20 protein-coding genes and 1 CRISPR repeat array are annotated in these 20,111 nt (G+C 70.3%); of the genes, 10 read left to right on the top strand and 10 right to left on the bottom strand.

Annotated elements, in window-relative coordinates:
• Positions 1 to 284 precede the first annotated feature (284 nt).
• Positions 285 to 1,187, bottom strand: a complete 903-nt coding sequence (locus C1701_RS04465) for an FkbM family methyltransferase (protein WP_337662141.1) — start codon at positions 1,185 to 1,187, stop codon at positions 285 to 287.
• A 37-nt stretch (positions 1,188 to 1,224) separates the two neighbouring features.
• On the bottom strand, positions 1,225 to 1,650 hold the full coding sequence (locus C1701_RS27130) for a hypothetical protein (RefSeq protein WP_337662140.1): 426 nt from the start codon (positions 1,648 to 1,650) through the stop codon (positions 1,225 to 1,227).
• A gap of 375 nt (positions 1,651 to 2,025) precedes the next feature.
• On the opposite strand from C1701_RS27130, the gene C1701_RS04460 reads away from it, so the two are divergent.
• Positions 2,026 to 2,646, top strand: a complete 621-nt coding sequence (locus tag C1701_RS04460; RefSeq protein WP_103055591.1) for a cyclodeaminase/cyclohydrolase family protein — start codon at positions 2,026 to 2,028, stop codon at positions 2,644 to 2,646.
• A complete protein-coding gene (locus C1701_RS04455) occupies positions 2,643 to 3,503 on the top strand; it encodes a bifunctional 5,10-methylenetetrahydrofolate dehydrogenase/5,10-methenyltetrahydrofolate cyclohydrolase (RefSeq protein ID WP_103055590.1) in 861 nt (286 codons plus the stop codon). Before C1701_RS04460 ends, C1701_RS04455 begins: the two co-directional genes overlap by 4 nt.
• A gap of 67 nt (positions 3,504 to 3,570) precedes the next feature.
• Here C1701_RS04455 and C1701_RS04450 read toward each other — a convergent pair whose 3' ends face one another.
• Together C1701_RS04450 and C1701_RS04445 are read right to left on the bottom strand one after the other, a co-directional pair.
• Positions 3,571 to 4,440 (bottom strand): IS3 family transposase, encoded by an 870-nt coding sequence (locus C1701_RS04450; RefSeq protein WP_103055589.1) that lies wholly within the window; start codon positions 4,438 to 4,440, stop codon positions 3,571 to 3,573.
• Positions 4,441 to 4,475: 35 nt separating this feature from the next.
• Positions 4,476 to 4,808 carry a transposase gene (locus C1701_RS04445; RefSeq protein WP_337662139.1) on the bottom strand — a complete coding sequence of 111 codons (333 nt, stop codon included), beginning with the start codon at positions 4,806 to 4,808 and terminating at the stop codon, positions 4,476 to 4,478.
• 398 nt (positions 4,809 to 5,206) lie between these two features.
• On the opposite strand from C1701_RS04445, the gene C1701_RS04440 reads away from it, so the two are divergent.
• From C1701_RS04440 to C1701_RS04420, 5 genes are all read left to right on the top strand, one after another.
• The gene (locus C1701_RS04440; protein ID WP_035275487.1) at positions 5,207 to 6,142 is read left to right on the top strand and encodes an ABC transporter ATP-binding protein; all 936 of its coding nucleotides are present in this window, start codon (positions 5,207 to 5,209) and stop codon (positions 6,140 to 6,142) included.
• On the top strand, positions 6,142 to 6,906 hold the full coding sequence (locus tag C1701_RS04435; protein WP_337662138.1) for an ABC transporter permease: 765 nt from the start codon (positions 6,142 to 6,144) through the stop codon (positions 6,904 to 6,906). The genes C1701_RS04440 and C1701_RS04435 overlap by 1 nt, the downstream gene beginning before the upstream one ends.
• A 6-nt stretch (positions 6,907 to 6,912) precedes the next feature.
• The gene (locus tag C1701_RS04430) at positions 6,913 to 8,259 is read left to right on the top strand and encodes a sensor histidine kinase (RefSeq protein ID WP_103056968.1); all 1,347 of its coding nucleotides are present in this window, start codon (positions 6,913 to 6,915) and stop codon (positions 8,257 to 8,259) included.
• Positions 8,256 to 8,876, top strand: coding sequence for a response regulator (locus C1701_RS04425; protein WP_026418394.1), 621 nt, complete (start codon positions 8,256 to 8,258; stop codon positions 8,874 to 8,876). Before C1701_RS04430 ends, C1701_RS04425 begins: the two co-directional genes overlap by 4 nt.
• Positions 8,877 to 9,596: 720 nt before the next feature.
• The gene (locus C1701_RS04420) at positions 9,597 to 10,139 is read left to right on the top strand and encodes a hypothetical protein (RefSeq protein ID WP_245588749.1); all 543 of its coding nucleotides are present in this window, start codon (positions 9,597 to 9,599) and stop codon (positions 10,137 to 10,139) included.
• A 19-nt stretch (positions 10,140 to 10,158) separates the two neighbouring features.
• Positions 10,159 to 10,846: a CRISPR direct-repeat array (repeat unit 30 nt; unit sequence GTTGTGACCCCTCTTAGGGGCGATGAGGAC).
• A gap of 329 nt (positions 10,847 to 11,175) precedes the next feature.
• Here C1701_RS04420 and C1701_RS04415 read toward each other — a convergent pair.
• Both C1701_RS04415 and C1701_RS28085 read right to left on the bottom strand, forming a co-directional pair.
• Positions 11,176 to 12,147: an RluA family pseudouridine synthase gene (locus tag C1701_RS04415; RefSeq protein WP_103055587.1), complete on the bottom strand. Its 972-nt coding sequence runs from the start codon at positions 12,145 to 12,147 to the stop codon at positions 11,176 to 11,178.
• A gap of 186 nt (positions 12,148 to 12,333) precedes the next feature.
• Positions 12,334 to 12,693 carry a hypothetical protein gene (locus C1701_RS28085; RefSeq protein ID WP_443098155.1) on the bottom strand — a complete coding sequence of 120 codons (360 nt, stop codon included), beginning with the start codon at positions 12,691 to 12,693 and terminating at the stop codon, positions 12,334 to 12,336.
• On the opposite strand from C1701_RS28085, the gene C1701_RS28080 reads away from it, so the two are divergent.
• The gene (locus C1701_RS28080) at positions 12,686 to 12,823 is read left to right on the top strand and encodes a hypothetical protein (protein WP_443098144.1); all 138 of its coding nucleotides are present in this window, start codon (positions 12,686 to 12,688) and stop codon (positions 12,821 to 12,823) included. The two genes, C1701_RS28085 and C1701_RS28080, sit on opposite strands and share 8 nt — an antisense overlap.
• 23 nt (positions 12,824 to 12,846) lie before the next feature.
• Here the strand turns inward: C1701_RS28080 and C1701_RS04405 are convergent, their stop codons facing one another.
• The gene (locus C1701_RS04405; RefSeq protein WP_026418406.1) at positions 12,847 to 13,413 is read right to left on the bottom strand and encodes a TetR/AcrR family transcriptional regulator; all 567 of its coding nucleotides are present in this window, start codon (positions 13,411 to 13,413) and stop codon (positions 12,847 to 12,849) included.
• 584 nt (positions 13,414 to 13,997) lie between these two features.
• On the opposite strand from C1701_RS04405, the gene C1701_RS04400 reads away from it, so the two are divergent.
• Both C1701_RS04400 and C1701_RS04395 read left to right on the top strand, forming a co-directional pair.
• A complete protein-coding gene (locus C1701_RS04400) occupies positions 13,998 to 15,257 on the top strand; it encodes an MFS transporter (protein ID WP_103055585.1) in 1,260 nt (419 codons plus the stop codon).
• A gap of 43 nt (positions 15,258 to 15,300) precedes the next feature.
• Positions 15,301 to 16,257: an LLM class flavin-dependent oxidoreductase gene (locus C1701_RS04395; protein WP_030225725.1), complete on the top strand. Its 957-nt coding sequence runs from the start codon at positions 15,301 to 15,303 to the stop codon at positions 16,255 to 16,257.
• 239 nt (positions 16,258 to 16,496) lie between these two features.
• Here the strand turns inward: C1701_RS04395 and C1701_RS04390 are convergent, their stop codons facing one another.
• From C1701_RS04390 to C1701_RS04380, 3 genes are read right to left on the bottom strand one after another with little or no spacing between them, the layout of a single operon-like run.
• Positions 16,497 to 18,608: a xanthine dehydrogenase family protein molybdopterin-binding subunit gene (locus tag C1701_RS04390; protein ID WP_103055584.1), complete on the bottom strand. Its 2,112-nt coding sequence runs from the start codon at positions 18,606 to 18,608 to the stop codon at positions 16,497 to 16,499.
• Positions 18,605 to 19,597, bottom strand: coding sequence for an FAD binding domain-containing protein (locus tag C1701_RS04385; RefSeq protein WP_026418409.1), 993 nt, complete (start codon positions 19,595 to 19,597; stop codon positions 18,605 to 18,607). The genes C1701_RS04390 and C1701_RS04385 overlap by 4 nt, the downstream gene beginning before the upstream one ends.
• On the bottom strand, positions 19,594 to 20,109 hold the full coding sequence (locus C1701_RS04380) for a (2Fe-2S)-binding protein (RefSeq protein WP_030106499.1): 516 nt from the start codon (positions 20,107 to 20,109) through the stop codon (positions 19,594 to 19,596). The genes C1701_RS04385 and C1701_RS04380 overlap by 4 nt, the downstream gene beginning before the upstream one ends.
• Positions 20,110 to 20,111 lie beyond the last annotated feature (2 nt).

Raw genomic sequence — 20,111 nt, 5'->3', positions numbered from 1 at the left:
ATGCGGACAGGCGCGGGAAGCGCCTTGCGGTCCAGTTTGCCGTTCTGCGAGACCGGCAGCGACGCCAGGAAGACGAAGTCGTTGGGCACCAGGTAATCCGGCAACAGCGCGCTCAATGCCGTTCGAAGTTCGGTCCTCAATGCCTGGGTTCCTGGCCCGTGGCCGCGTGACGCCGCAGGCGCAGTTGCGGTGCGCGGATTGTTGGTCGCGGTGACGTTGATAAGTCCACTGTGTATCAGCGGATCCGAAGTCTCGACGTGGACGGTAAATCCATTGGCGCGCAATCATTCCGTAACCATGTCCAACCGACCATCGCGGTCATGCACTTCGGCGACGACCTGCCGGATCCGTGACCAGTGCTCCGGCCTGATGCCCCGCAGCACCTCGGCCTCGCTCATCTCCGCGTCCACTTTCAGCAGGTCGATCTGCTCAACCCGATGCTCATCAATGATGTCGGAGACGGTGCGCACCGAACAGACGACATCGTGTCGGTCACGCAGTCGTTCGGTCACAAGTTCAGCGATCGCGCCGACGACGCCCTCGCCCGCGTTGCGCAGGGCATAGGCCTCGACCACCGCACGCTCGTCAGACTCATCACCGAACCGACCGGACAGCATGGACAACTGGGGGTAAAAGGTGAACGACGCGGTGCCGGGCTCCGCGCCGACACCGCACTCAAAGACGTGCGCCTCAACCCCGTTGACAGACATGTTGAGCGCGAATTCGCGCCTGAGGTCCGGGATCGGCTCGAACGCGTAGATCGTCGCGTCCGGCGCGTTCTGTGCGACGAAGAGCGAGAAGAGACCGATGTGCGCGCCGATGTCGAAAACGACAGCATCCCGCGGAAGCGTCACGCCGTGCCGCAAATACTCACGACGTTCGAAGATCTCCTGGTGGAGAAAGTCGATTTCCGCGTTGTTGCGGCCCAGAACGATCATTCCGTTCGGCAGTTCACGGGACGGCAAGCCGTCCAACTCACCGGACTGCGAACGGGTGAGAAACTCGTGTGTTCTGCCAGCGCTCGTGGTATCCGGCACGACATAGGCGACCAGCCGGTCTTCCTGGGCCATCACCACAGCCTGGTCGACGGCTTCGTGGTCAACCAGAACCGTGGCGATCTCTTCCGGCTCGATCCGAACTCCCCGGATCTTGACTTGGTCATCGGAGCGGCCGAGAAACTTCAACAAGCTGTATCACCTCTGATTCCCAGGAGGTCCGACACGCCTACTTCGGAGGATTGGCTCGCCACTCAAGATCTTCCGATGGACCACCGCGCCGCCAAAAGTCTTCCAGGTCGGCATGGCGCGCAAACCACTCCGCGCGACCGTCCACTCCACGTCGAACACCAACCGCCGTAGCATGGTTGCGGCCGTCGGCACCTGCGGTAGACAATTCCTCTTCGAGGTGCACCTCCACGAGCGGCAGGGCGTCCACCCCTGGCGGAGTAGCGCCCAAGGTGCGGTTCATTGTCTCAAGGTACTCGACGACCAAGTCGCCGGGCAGGCTCAAGCGCGGCCGGAGGTCAAGTTCATTGTCGTCGTGCGCGGTGACAACATAGTCGCCGGGCTTTCGTCCTTCTTGAATAGTAAAGCCACGAGCCCTGAGGTGGCGAATCAACGCCATCTCAGGGCTGATGTGCGAGCTGCCCATCCCGTCAGACTAGCACTGGGTGGACGACGAGTAGGCAGTGATGATGTCGTTTGTGTTCGCGCCCCTGAACACGGAGATCTACTTGACGATCTGTGTGCGCACCACCTGGCCGGTGCTCTTGTTGATCAAGTAGATGAGTCGCGATCGACAGTTCTCGCCGCCGCTTGCGTTCCGCCAGACGTCCGGGTCCTTGGCGATGGAATCCATCGCGATGTACGCGACGTCACGCCAGTTCGGGTTGGTACCAACCGCCATTCGCTCGAAGTCGCCGCGGTGCTTCCACAGGATGTGCCGGTAACCTCGACCCCCGCCCTTGATCCCGCCCGTTGTAGTACTAGGATCTGGAGTGGCACAGTTCTGGTTGAGAGGATTTTCATGCACCGGAGCGCGATTGGCGCATTCCTGGACGAGTTGGCGGCGCGGACGCCGACGCCAGGCGGTGGCGCGAGTTCGGCCTTGCATGCGGCGCAGGCCGCTGCGCTCGTCGGAATGGTCGGCCGCTACAGCGATGGCGCGAAGTACGCCGAGCATGCCGACACGATTGGGCGAATCGTTGCCGAGTCCGATGACGTGCGCGAAGCCGCGCTGGCTGTCGCCGCGCGCGATGCCGCCGCGTTCGAGGCGGTCGGCCATGCCTACGCCCTTCCCCGCGGAACGGAGCCTCAGGAGGTCGAAAGACGACAGGCGATTGAGCGGGCACTGGTCGCCTCGGCCGCGCCGCCGGTCGAGGTGGTCGAGTTGACCGACCGCATTGTCGGGCTCGCCGAGGGGCTGCTACCCATCGGGAACCGGAACGTCGTCACCGACATCGCCTGCGCGGCCGAAGCGGCCAGGGCCGCCGCCGTCACGGCACGGGTCAACATCGAGATCAACCGGGCGGGTATCAAGGACGAGCCGACCCGGACCGAGCTGGCCGCCCAGGCCGCACGAGTCCAGGTCATCACCAAGCGGGCCGAGCGCGTGACCTCCGCTGTGCTGGAAGGGATCTCGAAGTGACGACCGTCCTTTCGGGTAAGGTACTCGCCGCACAGATCAAAAAGGACACTGCGGAACGGGTTCAGGCGCTCACTGCCCGAGGTGTCCAAGTGGGACTTGCGATCGTCACCGCCACTGATGACGAGGCGAGCGCCTGGTACGTCCGATCCATCACGAAGGCGGCGGCCGCCGTGGGAATCGCCGGACGGGTCGAGGAACTCGGGGTGACAGCGACGGAGAGCGACATCCGGAGCATGCTCGTCAAGCTGGGCGACGATCCCGGTGTCCACGGCATCATCCTCCAGACCCCGTTGCCTGACGGGGTCCGTTCGGAGCGGGTCTCCGTAGCCATCGCCCCGGAGAAGGACGTCGACGGCGCGAACCCCGAGTCATTCGGGCGGCTCGCCACCGGGCTCCGCGCGTTCGCTCCGGCAACGGCGCAGGCCGTCGTGGAGCTGCTGGATCACCACGGCATCGACCTGCACGGCAAGCACGCCGTGGTCGTGGGCCGATCCACTGTGGTGGGCAAGCCGCTCGCGCACCTGTTGCTCGACCGACACTCCACTGTAACCATCGCCCACTCGCGCACCCACGGTCTCGCCGAGGTGACCAGCCGTGGCGACGTCGTCGTCGCGGCTGTGGGTCGCGCCCGCCTGATCACCGCGGATCACATCGGCCCCGTTGCGGTCGTCGTGGACGTCGGCACCAATCCGACACCAGAGGGTGGATTGGTGGGCGACGTCGATCCTGGTGTCACTGGCAAAGCAGCCGCGCTGTCACCCGTGCCGGGCGGCGTCGGCCCGGTGACTACGGCGCTGTTGCTGCGCCACACCGTCGATGTGGCCGAACGCGGCGGCAGGGCCGCCGTTGGATCCTGAACCGGCGACCTCCCTGCGCCACCACCAAGACCCGGGATCGCACTCGATTGACACTCTCGGCAATGGATCAGTGGCGTTCCCTCCCGTCTGCTGCCATGGCCTGTCGCCGGTTTCGTTGCTCGTATTCCAGCGGTGGCCTATTCCCACACCAACTGTGCAGCCTGTGGTGGTTGTACCAGTGAATCCACTCGGCAGTAGCAGCGCGGACGTCCGCAACCCCCTTCCACGGGCCTTTCCGGTAAATCAGCTCCTTCTTGTACAACGCGTAGACCGACTCCGCCGGCGCATTATCGTAGGAATCACCTCGCCGCCCAATCGACCGCGCGATCCCCGACCGGCTCAACCGCTGACTGTAACGCAACGCCGTGTACTGCACCCCCCGGTCGGAATGAGCCACCAAACCAGGAGACAGACGACTCCTCCGCGCCCACAGCGCCATATCCAACGCATCCAACGCCAGCGACGTATCAGCGGTATCCGACACCTGCCACCCCACAATCGCCCGCGAGAACGCGTCCACGACCAACGCCGAATACACGAACCGACTCTCCCCGAGCCGAACGTAGGTCAGATCCGTGACCCACAACTGGTTCGGCCTCGGTGCCCGGAACACCCGCTCGACCAGGTCACCGGGCTGGCCCTCGACCTGCCCGGGCAGCATCGACCGCGGCCGGCGGGACCGGGTGACCAGCCCGGTCATGGCCTCGGACCGCATCAGCCGTTCCACGGTGCAGCGGCCCACGGTCACGCCTTGGCGGTGCAGTGCCGCCCAGACCTTGCGTGCCCCGTAGAGCCGGTGCGAGTCCTCCCAAATCCGGCGGATCACCGCAACGAGTTCCCGGTCGCGGCGGTGCCGGGCGGAGGGGTTCGTCCGTCGGTTGCGAATCGCGTAGTAGGTGGACACGCTCAGCCCTACTGTGCGGCAGGATACTTCCACGGGGAACCGGTCCCGGTGGTGGTCGACGAACTCGGTCAGCTCGGTGGGCGGGGGTCCATCTCCCGGGCGAAAAAAGCCGAGGCAGCCTTGAGGATTTCGTTGGATCGGCGGAGTTCGGCGTTTTCCCGTTCCAGCCGTGCGATCCGGTCCCGGTCCGACTCCCCGGTATTCGTGGAGTCCGCCGAGCCGGTGTCGGTGCTGGGTTCACCGCTGCGGACCCAGTACCGCAGGGCCTCGGGGTGCACTCCGAGTTGGTCGGCTACCCGGGCGATGGCTCCACGTCCGGGTCCCCACTGCCCCTCCAGTTCCCGGACCATCTCCACCGCGCGTCGCCGCAACTCCTGGGGGTATTTCTTCGCGGAACCCATGCTCCTCATCCTTCCTGGGGTGCAGGGCCTCCAACAAATCCAGTACGGTACAAGGATCAGGCTTCCGGAACAGCCCCGCGTGCGCGGGGACGACGGCACGATCACCTCTGGCGTCATTCCTCCCCCTGGAACAGCCCCGCGTGCGCGGGAACGACCACGCCGCGACCGACGTTGAGTTCATCTGAGAAGTGAGTCCGGCGTAGGAGGTCGATCATTCGGTTCCACCTCCGTTCTCCAGGCCGGCAGCGGGTCGCGGTGCCAGGTCACGCGACGACCACCAGGGCTTCGGGCCCTCCGCGGGTCGCCGTGGATCCACCGAACGGTGGAGGCACGAATCAACCCGAGCGCGGACGCCACGGTCGATGTGGCGAGGCGAGGCGCGCCCGAGACTTCGCGGTGTGACCGCACTGGAAGTACGGAACCTGCACAAGCGCTACGGGCAGCACGTCGCCGTCGACGACGTCTCCTTCACTGTCGAGAAGGGGGAGATCTTCGGCATCATCGGGCCCAACGGCGCCGGCAAGACGACGACCGTCGAGAGCATCGCCGGCCTGCGAACGCCCGACTCCGGCTCGCTCTCCGTGCTGGGGCTCGATCCGACCAAGGACCGGGCGGAGGTGCGTGAGCGACTCGGCGTGCAACTCCAGGAGAGCAGCTTCCCGGACGCGATCAAGGTCGCCGAAGCCCTCGAGCTCCACAGCTCCTTCTACCGGAACCCCGCCGACTGGCGCGAGCTCATGGAGCTCCTCGGGCTCACCGAGAAGCGCGACACCCAGTACAAAGCCCTCTCCGGCGGGCAGAAGCAGCGGCTTTCGATCGCGCTCGCCCTGGTCGGCAACCCGGAAGTCGCGATTCTGGACGAGCTCACGACGGGACTGGACCCGCAGGCGAGACGCGACACCTGGAGCCTCATCGAGCGGGTTCGCGACACGGGCGTCACGATCCTCCTCGTCACGCACTTCATGGATGAGGCGGAACGCCTCAGCGACCGGATCGCCGTCATCAACGGTGGCCGGGTCGCCGCGGTGGACACACCGGCTGGGCTGATCGCGCGGTCGAGCGGGGCGCGGCAGGTCCGGTTCCGCGTGTCCCAACCGCTGGACAGGAGTGTTCTGACCGATCTTCCCGACGTGACCGATGTCGAGATCACCGAGGGCCGCTGGCTGGTCACCGGCAGGGGGCAGCTCCTGAGCAGCGTCGCCGGGGCCCTCGCCAGGGCGCGGGTCGTGGCCGAGGATCTCCGCGTCGACCAGCGCAACCTCGACGATGCGTTCGTGGCCTTCACCGGACGCGCTCCCGAGTCCCCGGGGAACTCCACGAGGAGGGTCGGCTGATGCGTGCCCTCCTGAAGATGGTCAAGGTCGAGGGGAAGCTCTTCCTCCGAGATTCCGCCACCGTCATCTTCGGTGTGCTGTTCCCGACGGGACTGCTGCTCGGCCTGGGTGCCATCCCGGCGCTCAGGGAGCCGTCGCCGGAAACCGGCGGGCTCCGGGACATCGACATCTGGGCGCCGACCGCACTGGTGTTCGGGATGGTGATGATCGCCGTGCAGCACGTCCCAGCGGTGACAGCGACGTACCGGGAGCGCGGCATCCTCCGCAGGCTGTCGACCACTCCCGCGCATCCGAGGGGAGTCCTGCTCGCGCAGATGATCGTCGCGCTCTCCTCCGTGGTCGTTTCCGCGGCGCTCATGACCTTCCTCGCGTGGGCGGTACTGGACATCGCACCGCCCGAACGACCCCTGGAGTTCGTCGTCGCCTTCGTCGTCGGCTACGCGGCGCTGCTCGGGCTCGGCATGGTGTCCGCCGCGGTGGTCCGAACGAGCAGTGCCGCGAACCAGCTCGGTACCCTCCTGTTCGTCGCGCTGATGTTCTTCGGGGGAGCCTTCCTGCCCCGTGTCGTCATGCCCGACGTGCTGCGCGAGGTCGGAGAGTTCATACCGCCGGGGCTGCAGGCCCTCACCGCGGCGTGGTCCGCCGAAGCGGGCCAGATCACCGCCACAGCTGGTGGGCAGCCCTTCTGGCCGCAGATCGCCGTGATGGCGGGTATCGCGGTGACCGCGAGCGCGGTCGCCGCCAAGCTCTTCCGCTGGGAGTAGATGTCGATGACGAGGGACGCCGGCACGGGTGAGCGGCTGAACTTCGCGGCGCACGAGTCCGCCATCAGCCAAGAGGCGGCGATCGCGAACCGCTCCCGGTTGGCCTGGAAAGCGGAGCAGCTCCGGGTCTGGGACCTCCTGCAGTTGGTCAGCCCGTGGCTGCTGCTGGCGATCTCGACCGCGATCCACTTCTCGTGGGTGCTCCCCACCTCCGGTGAACCCTTCTGGCCCGACGGTCCGGCCGTCCTCGGGCTGGTCGCGATCTCGGTGCTGTGGGTGCTGTTCGGTCACACCCTGCCCATCAGGAGGAGGACGCTGCGGCCCACGTCGGCGGGCATCTACCTCGTCGGGCTGCTGGCGTCGTGCGTCACCCTCATGACGTACTCCGACATCTTCCTCGTCTTCATCATCGCGGGCTTCTTCCACGCCTACCTGCTCAGGCCGTGGCCGTTGGGGGTGCTCGGAGTCCTGGCCACCTCCGTTGCCCTCAACGGCTCGGTCATGCGCGTATGGGCTCACCCGGCCCCCGACGTGCTCGCGGAGTTCATCCTGATCGTCGCCGTGCAGACGGCGGCGATCGGGGTGGGCATCCTGCTGACGGCGCACACCGAACCCGAGGAACGCAGGCGGGAGGAACTCGTCGAGCGCCTCGAAGCGGCACTGCACGAGAACGCCGGGCTCCACGCGCAACTCGTCGCCCAGGCCCGTGAATCCGGGGCGCAGGACGAGCGGCAGCGACTGGCCGGCGAGATCCACGACACGCTGGCCCAGGGGCTCGCCGGCATCATCACGCAGCTCCAGGCGGCGGAGCGTTCCGCGCGTGCGCCGGGCGAGGCGGAGGAGCACGTCGCGCGCGCACTGCGGCTCGCGCGCGACAGCCTGACCGAGGCCAGACGGTCCGTGCGGGCACTCGCCCCCCAGGAACTCGGGCGAGCGCACCTCCCCGACGCGCTCCGCACCCTGACCGAGCGATGGTCGGAGGACCAGGGGATCAGGACACAGGTGGAGGTCACCGGCACCCGAGAGCCACTGAGCCCGGCGATCGAGGTGTCGCTCTTCCGGGTCGCGCAGGAGTCACTGACCAACGTGGCCAAGCACGCGGAGGCCTCGCGTGTCGGTGTCACCCTGTCATACACGGGCACCGAGGTGCTGCTGGACGTCCGGGATGATGGACGAGGCTTCACGAACGGGGTCGGCACCGGCTTCGGACTGACGAGCATGCGCCAGCGCATCAGAGGGGTCGGCGGTCACGTGGAGGTGCAGAGCGCACCGGGTGAAGGGACATCCGTCAGTGCGCGCGTGCCGGCGATCGCCCCCGGCGGCACGGGAGCGAAGGGGGAGACCGACGGATGATTCGTCTGGTAGTCGTCGACGACCACCCGATCGTGAGGGGCGGTCTTCGCGACACCTTCGCGGACGCCGAGGACATCCTCGTGGTCGGTGAGGCCGGGGACGGCGCCGAGGGCATCGAACGTGCGGAGCGGCTGGCAGCGGACGTGGTGCTCATGGACCTCCGAATGCCGGGCATGGACGGCGTCGCCGCGACCGCCGCCCTGCGGGAGCGGTCCCCGAACACCCGCGTGCTGATCCTGACCACCTTCGACAGCGAGAGCGACGTGCTGCCGGCGATCGAGGCGGGCGCCACCGGATACCTCCTGAAGGACGCGCTGCCCGACGAACTGACGCGCGCCGTCCGTGCGGCAGCGCGCGGCGAGCCGGTGCTCGCGCCGTCGGTGACCCACCACCTCATGGGCCAGGTTCGGAGGCCCGGCCGGGGCACCCTGACCGACCGGGAGAGGGAGGTACTCCAGTTGGTCGCGAACGGCAGTTCGAATCGGGAGGCCGCCACGGCCCTGTTCATCGGCGAAGCGAGCATCAAGACCCACCTGCAACACATCTACGACAAACTCGGCGTTCGTGATCGCGCCTCGGCGGTCGCCGAGGGCTACCGCCGTCGCCTGCTCACCTGACGCCCCCGCTGCCGAACATCGCTCGGTAGGACCGTCGCACGCGGCATCGAGGTCGGGATGAACGTCGACGTTCGCCAGGTGGCGGTGATGCGGCCCTTCGGTGCCCCGCGAGACACCGTCACACGCGGCACGCGCACCCGTCCTTCGGGTGGCGCCCCACCACCCGTGACCACGGTCCGCCGGTCCCAGTGGGCGAAGCGCGCTCCCCGGAGGCCTGGCCTGGGCACTGGTCCGGGTCGCCCGTCAGCACCCGCCCCTGACCGCGTCGTCGGGAGTTGGGGGTTCTGGCACACCGCCGCCGACGCCATGCCACCGCAGGAGGGCAGGCTAATCCTGATCGAGGCCTCGGCTCGCCGCGACGGGGTGGCGGTTCTCAGGGGTCGACGAACACCGCCGTCGGCACACGCGAAGCGGCGACGCGGACGTCACCATCGTCATCGACCGCACCCGGTCACCGGTCCGGTGCCCGCTCGCCATCGTCGAAGGACGGTCGGCGATGGCGTTCGGGACCTGGCTGGAACGAGCGGGACCAGGCCTGGCGCGACAGCGGATGGCTCCCTCGAAGGAGGCCGTCCCCTTCCGGCTTCGACGTCCTGGCGCGTAGGCGACCCAGGCGTGGCCCACGGGGAGGGGGAAGGTCATCGCGCGCATCCGGTGCCGGTCAGCAGCAGGCCGGTCTTCGCGTGCGTCCTTCGGCGTGTCCCTGGCAGGCTCTGCTCCGTGCTCAACATCCGGATGAACGAGGTGGCGGTCCGCGCCCTGGAGCCGGGAGGCCTGGCGGGCGCGACCCCAGTGGCGGAGTTGGCTCCCGAGCTGCGCGAGGTGCTGGACGAGGGCATCGTGCGGGCCGGCCCGGCCCTGGTCTTCGCCCGACGCGCGACCCGTGCTCACGCACCCCACGCCGCTACCGAGGATCTGACCGCATGGGAGTGCGCGACGAACGAGATCCACCTGGATGACGTGGTTCCCGTCGATGTCGGATGCCTGGAGGACGGCGAGCCGGTGATCAGCGAGGCGGACCAGGTGCGGATGTCGCGGCACGGGTTGGGCTTCGCCCTGGAGGTCGTGCGGCTTGTCCGTGCGCTGCCCGAGCCCGTCGCGGTGCGCTGCATCGTGGGAGCGAACAGCACGAACGGAACCTTCAGGTTCCACCGTGCTCGACCAGGCGAGTCGTGGCTGGGCCCAGACGTGGACGGCTTCCTGGGTGACAAGCTGATCGTCGTCGACAGCGGGCCAGCGAGCCTGGGCGGTACCCCGTGGTGACGCCTCCACGCCGAGGCACGTCGTGACCCTTCTTAGGGGCGATGAGGACATGGGACCTGCCGGCGCTGCTGCGCCTGGCCGGCACGTTGTGACCCCTTTTAGGGGCGATGAGGACCGGCAAGCGGCCGGCACCAATCGATCTCGGTTGCGGGTTGTGACCCCTCTTAGGGGCGATGAGGACCGGGTACCCGGTCGAACGGATCGCCGGGTACGAGCCGTTGTGACCCCTCTTAGGGGCGATGAGGACCCCGGAGACGCTCCGGAGCTGGTCGTTCACCAACGAGTTGTGACCCCTCTTAGGGGCGATGAGGACCCCGTCGGCGTCGCAGGCGTCCCCGGTGTCCCGGTGTTGTGACCCCTCTTAGGGGCGATGAGGACGGTCCCCCCCGGGTCACGTTGAGGTGGCCGTGCTCGTGTTGTGACCCCTCTTAGGGGCGATGAGGACCCCCCGACTCCGCGCTGGGGCACGTTCTCCTGTGGAGTTGTGACCCCTCTTAGGGGCGATGAGGACTCGGCCCTGGACAAGCCGCGCCCCAAGTTCAACATGTTGTGACCCCTCTTAGGGGCGATGAGGACTCGCGGCGTTCTCGGCGTCCTTGGCCTCCCTCTCGGGTTGTGACCCCTCTTAGGGGCGATGAGGACGCGAAGGTCGTCGACGTCGTCGCGCTGCTGGAGGAGTTGTGACCCCTCTTAGGGGCGATGAGGACCCGAGAGTAAAGGCGCAGGTGGAGGCTGTCCGCGAGGCGTTTTTCGTGGCTGTTTTGCAGCGAACCCGAGGTTTGACATCAGACCCGGGGGGTTCGCTGCAAATCGTACTCGGACCTGCGGCTGCTCCTCACCCGTGGGTCGGAGCATCCCAGCGGTCGTCCGCTGCGTTTTCTCGCTGTCGTACGAGGCCTTCTCGAAGCTGACTCGCACGCGGAGGAAGACCCGCCGGGCGGTGGAGCTGAGGCGGTGCGCACGGTGCGGAGACACGGTATCGCGGAGAGTGGGAGTGGTAGGCGGAGGCGCCGAAGGGTCAGCATCCAGACCGCTTTCATGGGTGGCTCGCCGACGAGGTGGGGCGCGGGTCGTGTCGGCCCCCGGACCAGGTTTCGTAGTCGTCCCAGGCTCCGAGCGTGAGGCGGCTTTCGAAACGGCGTGGTCGACCTGTCACGGGATCGGTGAAGGACAACGCCTTGGCCAGCAGTTGGAGTGGTCGGGTGAAGTCGTCCAGTGGTTTCTCGGTGAGCATCGGGTAGAAGTCGTCACCGAGGATGGGCAGGCCAAGCCCGGCGAGGTGGAGGCGTAGTTGGTGGGTGCGGCCGGTGCTCGGGAGCAGCCGGTACCGGCCCAGGCCGTCGCGGTGCTCGACGAGTTCGATCCGGGTCTCGCTGTTCGGGGCGCCCGGCACTTCCTGAGCGGTGATGACGCCGCGTTCCTTCACGATCCGCGAGCGCACGGTCCTGGGCAGTTCCACGGCCGGGTCGTGCGGCGCGACGGCCTGGTATTCCTTGTGCACCACGCGGTCGCGGAAGAGGGTCTGGTACGCCCCCCGGAGTTCGGGGCGGACGACGAACATGAGCAGGCCGGCGGTCACCCGGTCCAGGCGGTGCGCGGGCACCAGGTCGGGCAGGTCGAGTTCGTCGCGGAGGCGCACGAGCGCGGTCTGCAGGATGTGCCTGCCCCGGGGGATGGAGGCCAGGAAGTGCGGCTTGTCGACCACCAGCAGGTCCTCGTCCTGGTGCACGATCCCGATCTCGAAGGGGACGGGCACCTCCTCCGGCAGGTCGCGGTGGAACCACAGCACCGCGTGGGGGACGAAGGGGCTGTCCGGGGCGAGCGGCCCGGAGTGGTCGACGAAGCCTCCCTCCCGGAAGAGGGCGTCGATGCGTTCGGGGGCGACTCGGGGCAGGCGGTCGACGAGGTGTTCGCGCAGGGTCGCCCACGGGCCGTCCGCTGGCAGCCGCAGCCGCGCCGCGTCCAACCCGTTGCGCTGCGGCAGCGGTGACCTGGCCTTCCGTCTCATCGACGGGAGCCTAGTCGAGCCGGGGGCGGTCGCGGGGTCGTGTGCGCCGCCCAGGTCACTGGCGGTTTCGGACCGGCGTCGCTTCGCCCACCGTGCCGCTCCGCCCACCGTCTTCGATTGCCGGAGGTGGGGCGAGGGGCAGAGCCGGCCACGCGGTGGCTTCCGGCGGCCGCGCGAAGGGGCACGTTAGGCGCGGGCGATGCGGGAGCTCGGCGACGTGGCGGGGAGGGCCTGCGGGGGCGAGGTCCTGCGGACCGAGCGGGGGAGTTGGCGACCGCGAGGTCCACGCGGGGGCCGGGCGACGTGGGGGCGAGCGCGCAGGGCGCAGGCGCGGCGGCGGTCGGCGGGCGTGGCTTCAGGGTGCTGTCGACCGGGTCGAGCGGTGGTGCTGGGCGCCAGCGGGTTGGTGGTGCGACGGTAGGTGGCGCGGCCCGGGTTGAGGCGGGGCGGGACCTGGTCCGTTCCGCACCCACACGCGTCGGCGGCCCGCGTGGCGGGCGGGTCGTCGTCCGCCGTCGAGTGGGCCACGACGGTGCGGATGCCCAGTTCCCGGCAGCTGCGGATGACGCGGAGCGCGATCTCGCCCCGGTTGACGACCAGGGCGCTGTCGCGTGGCGCGACGAGGGCGCTGTCGCGTGGCGGACCAGGGCGGTGGCGGACCAGGGCGGTGGCGTGACCAGGGCGGATTCGGTGGGGCGCTCAAGAACCAGGGGGGCTGGGAGTGGACCCTCCGCTGATGCGTTCGATGGCGTCGACGGTGAACGCTCGTTCCAGGGGTTCGGTGCCCAGGGCGTGTTGGATGGTCAGTCCCTCGATGAGGCTGTCGAGCTGGCGGGCGGTGTCGGGGTCGAAGTGCCGTTCGAGGGCGTGGCGGGTGCGCCGCATCCAGTCGTGGGTGATCGAGCGGAAGGCGGGTTTCCGGGCCGCGAGGGTGTACAGCTCGTGGGTCAGGACGAGGTTCCGGGCGGTGTCGAAGATGTGGTGGTGGATGATGTCGGCGATGGCTGCCTTGGCCTCCTCGCGGTCGCGGGCCCGGCCCAACCGGTGGTCCATCCGCGCGCTGACGGCGCCCGCGAACCTGCTGAAGGCCTCGCGGAGCAGTTCGTCCATGCCGGTGAAGTGGTAGGTCATGGACCCGAGGGGCACGTCCGCCGCCCGGGCGACCTTGCGGTGGGAGGTCCCCGCGACGCCTTCCTCGGCGATGAGGTCCAGGGCAGCGGTGATGATGCGGTCGCGGCGTTCGGGGTCCACACGTCTGGTCGTCATGGCTCCACCCGTCCCCGGCCCGGTGTGCGGGCCCGATCGTCCTGTGGTCTCCCCTGGCGGCGGCCGCCTGGGCCATTCCCGCCGGTCGAGGTGTCCTCGGTCCTGGCGCAGCATTTTCCCGGACGTGGCCGCGCCCTCTTCCCGGACGTGGCCGCGCGCCCTCGGCGAGCCCGTGCGGGGCCGGCCATCCAGGTCTGGGCCCGCGGACCCGGGCGAGGGGCGGAGCCGGTGCGCGACCGCAGTGAACCAGGAGGTCCGGGCGTTCGGTGGACCAGGTGAGCCCGCACGGAGCAGGAGGGGCGGGACGGCGCGTCCGCTGAGGGGGCGGTCCCCGCGCTGGTGCCCGCGTCTGGCCGGCGGCGTCCGGTCGACGCGCTGGTCCGGCGGGGTGTGCCCCTATCGCACTGTCCGGGGACGGTGGGTAACGGGCTGACCGCTTGTGGTCACCGAGGTCCGCTCCACGTCCACGGCTTCGTGCGTACACTCGTACACCGCGTGTGTGTACGACCGTACACTCCCGTGTCGTCCTGGGAACTCCGCCCGCCGGAACCCGCCCCGTGGAACCGAGAGGTGCACTCGCTGTCATGGCTGCTGACGAGCAGGGGACCGTCGTGCCCCCCGAGCACCGGGAGACGGCCCGGCGGCGGTTCGCGTTGCTGGTGCTGTTCGCGATACCCGGGATCTCCCTCGCCTCCTGGGTGACCCGGACGCCCGCTATCCGCGACCAGCTGGACGCCACCACCGGGCAGATGGGCCTCGTGCTGTTCGGTCTCTCCATCGGCTCGATGACCGGGGTGATCTCGGCCGCCACCTTCGTCCGCCGGTACGGCACCCGCCGAGTCGCGGCGGTGAGCATGATGCTCATGATCGCCGGCCTGGCGGTCATCGGGCTGGCCGCGTTCCTCGCCTCCGCCGTGGTGGCCTTCCTCGGGCTGCTGCTGTTCGGCCTCGGGATGGGTGCCGGCGAGATCGCGGTGAACATCGACGGCGCCGAGGTCGAACGCCTCCAGGGCAGGCCGCTGCTGCCCACCCTGCACGGCACCTTCAGCCTCGGCACGGTCGCCGGCGCGCTCCTCGGGATCTGGTTCACGGCGGTCGACTTCCCCGTCGCCGTGCACCTGGCGGGGGTGGCCGGGCTGTGCGCCACCGCCGCCGTCCTGGCCGTGCGCGCGGTGCCCGCCGGGTTCGGCCAGCGTCCACCGGCGGCCACCCGGGGCGTGCTGGCCGCGTCGCGCCGCCAGCGGGAGGTGTGGCGGGACTCCCGCATCCTGCTGATCGGCGTCGTCGCCCTGGCCATCGCCCTCGCGGAGGGCGCCGCGAACGACTGGTTGCCGCTGCTGATGGTCGACGGGCACGGCTTCGACCCGACGTCCGGGTCGCTGGTCTACACGGGGTTCGTCGCGGCGATGACCGTCGGCAGGTTCTGCGGTTCGGTGGTCGTTCGGCGCTTCGGCCGGGTGGCGGTGGTGCGGGCCAGCGCCAGCCTCGGTGCGGTGGGGCTGGCCACGGTGGTGTTCGTCGACAACCCGGTGGTGGCCGCCTGCGCGGTGGTCGTGTGGGGCCTGGGGGTGTCGCTCGGGTTCCCGCTGGCGATCTCGGCGGCGGGCGACGGCGGGGGAGACGCCACCGCCCGGGTCAGCGCCGTGGCCACCGCCGGGTACGTCGCCTTCCTCGTCGGCCCGCCGCTGCTGGGTTTCCTCGGTGACCACGTCGGCCTGCGGGACGCGATGATCGTCGTGCTGGTCCTGGTGGTCTGCGCCCTGTTCGCCGCGGGCGCCACCCGGCCGCCAGCGGAGGACGATGACGGTGTCGGGCACGCCTCGGCCGGAACGCGGACCGGGTGACCAGCATGTCGGGCGGGGTGCCCGGCGCGATCGAGGAGCGGTGATGATCGTGGACGACCGTGCCACCGGGGTGCTGCTGCCCCGCGACCTGCCAGCCGGCCGGGTCCTCGACTTCGCGAGGGAGGCCGAGCGGTTCGGCTTCGGCGAGTTGTGGGTGGTCGAGGACCTCGGTTTCCGGGGTGGCTTCGCTCAGGCCGGGGCGGTGCTCGCCGCGACCGACCGCATCCGGGTGGGGATCGGGGTCCTGCCGGTCGGTGCCCGCGGCGTCGCGTTCGCGGCGATGGAGGCGGCGACGCTGGCGGAGTTGTTCCCGGGGCGGGTCGACATCGGCGTCGGTCACGGCATGCCGGACTGGATGCGGCAGGTCGGGGCGTGGCCGGCGAGCCCGCTCACCCTGTTGGAGGAGTACACGGTCGCCCTGCGGGCCCTGCTGCGCGGGGAACGGGTCGACGTGGCTGGTCGGCACGTGCGGCTGGACGGCGTCCGGTTGGAGACGCCTCCCGCCGTTCCGCCGCCGGTGCTCGCCGGGGTCCGAGGGCCGCGTTCGCTCGCGGTGGCCGGGAGGGTCGCCGAGGGGACTGTCCTGGCCGAACCGGTGTCCCCCGAGTACGCGCGCACGGCGCTCGGCAGCATCGCCTCGCACGGCCCCCACCGGCTGGTGGGCTACAACCTGGCCGTGGTCCACGACGACGGGGGTGCGGCGGTGGCGGCGGTCCGCCCCGCCCTGGCGCCCCTCGGCGAACCCGACTGGCGGCCCCACCTGGCGCCGCTGCCCTTCGCCGACGAGGTGGTCGCCCTGCGCGACGGGTGCGCGGACGGCGCCGAGTTCGCCCGGCGACTGCCGGCGGAGTGGGTGCGGCAGCTGGCCGTGGTGGGGACCCCCGACCAGGCGAGGCGGCGGGTGGACGTGCTGCACGAGGCGGGGGTGACGAGCACGGTGCTCATTCCGGTGGGCAGCGACCCGTTCGTGTCGTTGGCGTCCCTGGCCCGGGTGCTCTGAGCGGTTCCGGGGAGGGCGCTGATCAGCGTCGCCCGGACGTGTCGAGGACGTCGTCCACCGGCGAGCTGGGGTGCCGTTGGTGGGCGGCGGCTGCGCCCTGGCGTGGTCCGGCCGGGGATCCAGGGGACCGGATGAGGTCCTCGATCCGTCCGCGTCGCGTGGGGCGGTCCGACGGGTAGGCCGGTGGTCGCGCGACCACCGGGCCCCGCTCAGGGGGCGGGCGCTCGATCCCGGCGCGGCTACCGGTGGCGGCCGAGCAGGCGGTCTGGGGTGATGGGCACGTCCCGGACCCGCACCCCGGTCGCGTGCCACACGGCGTTGGCGATGGCGGCGGCGGTGCCGACGATGCCGATCTCGCCGATCCCCTTGCTGCCCATCGGGTTGTACAGGGGGTCGGGCTCGTCCAGCCAGCTGACGTCGATGTCGCCGACGTCGGCGTTGGTGGGGATGTGGTAGCCGGCGTAGTCGCCGTTCACCACGTGCCCGAACCGGGGGTCCACCACGCTCTCCTCGTGCAGGGCCATGGACAGCCCCATGGTCATGCCGCCCATGAGTTGGGAGCGGGCGGTGCGCGGGTTGATGACCCGTCCGACGTCGAAGACCCCCACCATCCGGGGAACCCTGATCTCGCCGGTGACCGCGTCGACCCGCACCTCCGCGAACTGGGCGCCGAAGGCGTGCAACGCGTACCGGCCGACGGCGGTGTTCTCCGGCAGTTCCCCCACCACCTCCGCCCCGGCGGGCGGGTCGTCGCCGTGCCGGTCCCGGAAGGCCCGCGCGGCGGCGACGACGGTGGTGCCCCAGATGCTCAACCCCGACGAACCGCCGGCGCCGACGGTCGCGGGCAGCGCGCTGTCCCCGATGACCAGGTCGACGGCCTCCGCCGGCACCCTGAGCGCGTCGGCCGCGATCTGGGTCAACGCGGTCCAGGTTCCGGTGCCCAGGTCGGAGGCGGCGATCTCCACCTGCCGGCGGCCGTCGGGCAGGGCGCGGATCCGCGCCCTGGACCCCTGCTGGGGGAACAGCGGGTAGGTCGAGGCGGCCATCCCGACACCCACCAGCCAGTCGCCGTCCCGGCGGCCCTGCCCGGCGGGCGGGCGGTCGGCCCAGCCGAACCGGGTGGCGCCCTCCCGCAGGCACCGCGCCAGGTGGCGGGTGGAGAAGGGCAGTCCGCTCTCCGGGTCGGCGTCGGGTTCGTTGCGAATCCGCAGTTCCACGGGGTCCATGCCCAACGCGACGGCCAGTTCGTCCATCGCGGACTCCAGGGCGAACATGCCCGGCGCCTCCCCGGGTGCGCGCATGATCACCGGTGCCGGGACGTCGAGCGGGACGAGGCGGTGGGTGGTCCGGCGGTGCTCGGCGGCGTACATGGTGCGGGTGGCGACGGCGGTCTGCTCCGCGAACTCCTTGAACCGCGCGGTGTGTTCGACGACGTCGTGGGCGATGGCCGTCAGCCGTCCCCGCCGGTCGGCGCCCAACCGCACCCGTTGAATGGTGGGGGTGCGGTGCCCGGCGTTGCCGAACATCTGCTGCCGGGTGAGCGCGCACTTCACCGGGCGTCCGGGGACGAGGCGGGCGGCGAGCGCGGTGAGCACGTGGTGGGCCTTCGGGGAGGCCTTGGAGCCGAACGCGCCACCCACGTGCGGCGAGTGGATCCACAACTGCTCGGGGTCCAGGTCGAGCAGTGGGGCGAGGACCTTCCGGATGGGGGACACCCCCTGGTTGGAGTCGTACATGGCGACCGCGCCGAGGTCGGCGGCGCCGGGCCAGCGGACGACGGTGGTGTGCGGCTCCATCGGCACGTGGTGCTGGACGGGTGTCCGGTAGGTCTGGTCGACGGTGGCGGCCGCGTCGGCGAGCGCCCCGTCGACGTCGCCGTGCGAGGTGTCGGTGTCGAAGCTCGGGTTGACGTGGTCGGGTCGGTAGCGCTCCGGGTGGTCGGCGCGGAGCACCACGTCGTGCCATTCCCGCTGGTACTCGACCTTCACGAGGCTCGCCGCGTGCCTGGCCACCTCGGGCGTCCCGGCGATGACGGCCCCGACGAACTGGCCGTGGTGGCGCACCTCGTCGTCCTGCAACACCCACAGTTCCAGGTCGTCTCGGGAAGCCAACCGGGGCGCGTTGAGGTGGGTGAGGACCGCCACCACCCCGGGCACGGCCTCCGCCTCCTCGGTGTCGACCCACCGCACCCGGCCCCGGGCGATCGTCGACCGCACCGGGAACAGGAACAGCGGGTCCTCGACAGGCTGTTCGTAGGCGTAGGGGGCCCGGCCGGCCACCTTCGCCGGGCCGTCGAGCCGTTCCCGGGGCCGCCCCGACTCGGCGGGGGCCGGCGGGGGCGTGCCGGTCATCGCGCTCCCTCCTCGGCGAGGCCGGTCAGCACGGAGACCAGCGCCTCGCGGGCCATCGTCGTCTTGAACGCGGATCCCGGGAGTGGTTCGGCCTCGGCGAGTTCGGCCTCGGCGGCGGCCCGGAACGACGCCGGCCGTGCGTCGGCGCCCCGGAGGGTTTCCTCGGCGCGGGTGGCCCGCCACGGTTTGTGGGCCACGCCGCCGAGGGCGATGCGCACGTCCCGGACGACGCCGTCGGTGACCGTCAGCGCGGCGGCGACGGAGACCAGCGCGAACGCGTAGGAGGCCCGGTCGCGGACCTTGCGGTAGGCCGACCGGGTGGTGGGCGGCAACCGGGGCAGGTCGACGGCGGTGATGAGTTCGCCGTGTTCGAGGACGGTGTCCCGCCGCGGTTCGTCGCCGGGGAGCCGGTGGAAGGCGGTGAGGGGGACTCCCCGATCCCCGTGGGCGCCGGTGAGCCGGACGGTGGCGTCCAGCGCGGCCAGTGGCACCGCCATGTCCGAGGGGTGGACGGCGACGCAGTGTTCGGAGGCGCCGAGGATGGCGTGGTGGCGTTGCCAGCCGGCCAGCGCCGAACAGCCGGAGCCCGGTTCCCGTTTGTTGCACGGGGTCGCCGGGTTCTGGAAGTAGGCGCAGCGGGTGCGCTGGAGCAGGTTGCCTCCGGTGGTGGCGAGGTTGCGCAGCTGCCAGGACGCGCCGGCGAGGAGGGCGGCGGCCAGCATCGGGTAGTCGCGGCGGATGGTGGGGTGCGCGGCGAGGTCGCTGTTGCGGACCCCGGCTCCCACCCGGACGCCGCCGTCGGGCAGCGGGTCGATGTCGTCGAACGGGAGCCGGGACACGTCGACGAGCAGGCTGGGGGAGGTGATGCCCAGCCGGAGGTGGTCGACGAGGTTGGTGCCGCCGGCCAGGTAGGTGGCGTCCGGTCGGGACGTGGCGGTGCGCACGGCGTCCTCGACGTCGGTGGCCCGGTGGTAGTCGAAGGGGATCACGGAGCCTCCTCCGCCAGGGTCTGGCGCACGGCGGCGACGATGTTGACGTAGGCGCCGCAGCGGCAGAGGTTCCCGCTGAGCCGTTCCCGGATCTCCTCGTCGGTCAGTTGGACGGGGCCGGTGAGTTCGCCGGTGACGTGGCTGGCACGGCCGTCCGTGGCCTCGGCGAGCATGCCGACGACGGAGCAGACCTGGCCGGGGGTGCAGTAGCCGCACTGGAAGGCGTCCTGGTCGAGGAAGGCCCGCTGCACGGGGTGGAGCGTGTCGCCGGGGGCGAGGCCGTCGGCGGTGGTGACCTCGGCGCCGTCGTGCGAGACCGCCAGGGCGAGACAGCTGGTGATCCGCCGGCCGTCCAGCAGGACGGTGCACGAACCGCACTGCCCGTGGTCGCAGCCCTTCTTGGGGGAGGTGTTCCCGAGCCGGTCGCGGAGCGCGTCCAGCAGGGACGTGCGGGTGTCCACCCGCAGCGTGTGCGTGGTGCCGTCGACTCGCAGCCTGATCTCGGCTTCCATCC

This window comes from Actinoalloteichus sp. AHMU CJ021 (assembly GCF_002895405.1).
Classification (GTDB): Bacteria; Actinomycetota; Actinomycetes; order Mycobacteriales; family Pseudonocardiaceae; genus Actinoalloteichus_B; species Actinoalloteichus_B caeruleus.
This window is presented reverse-complemented; position numbering and strand designations above follow the sequence as displayed.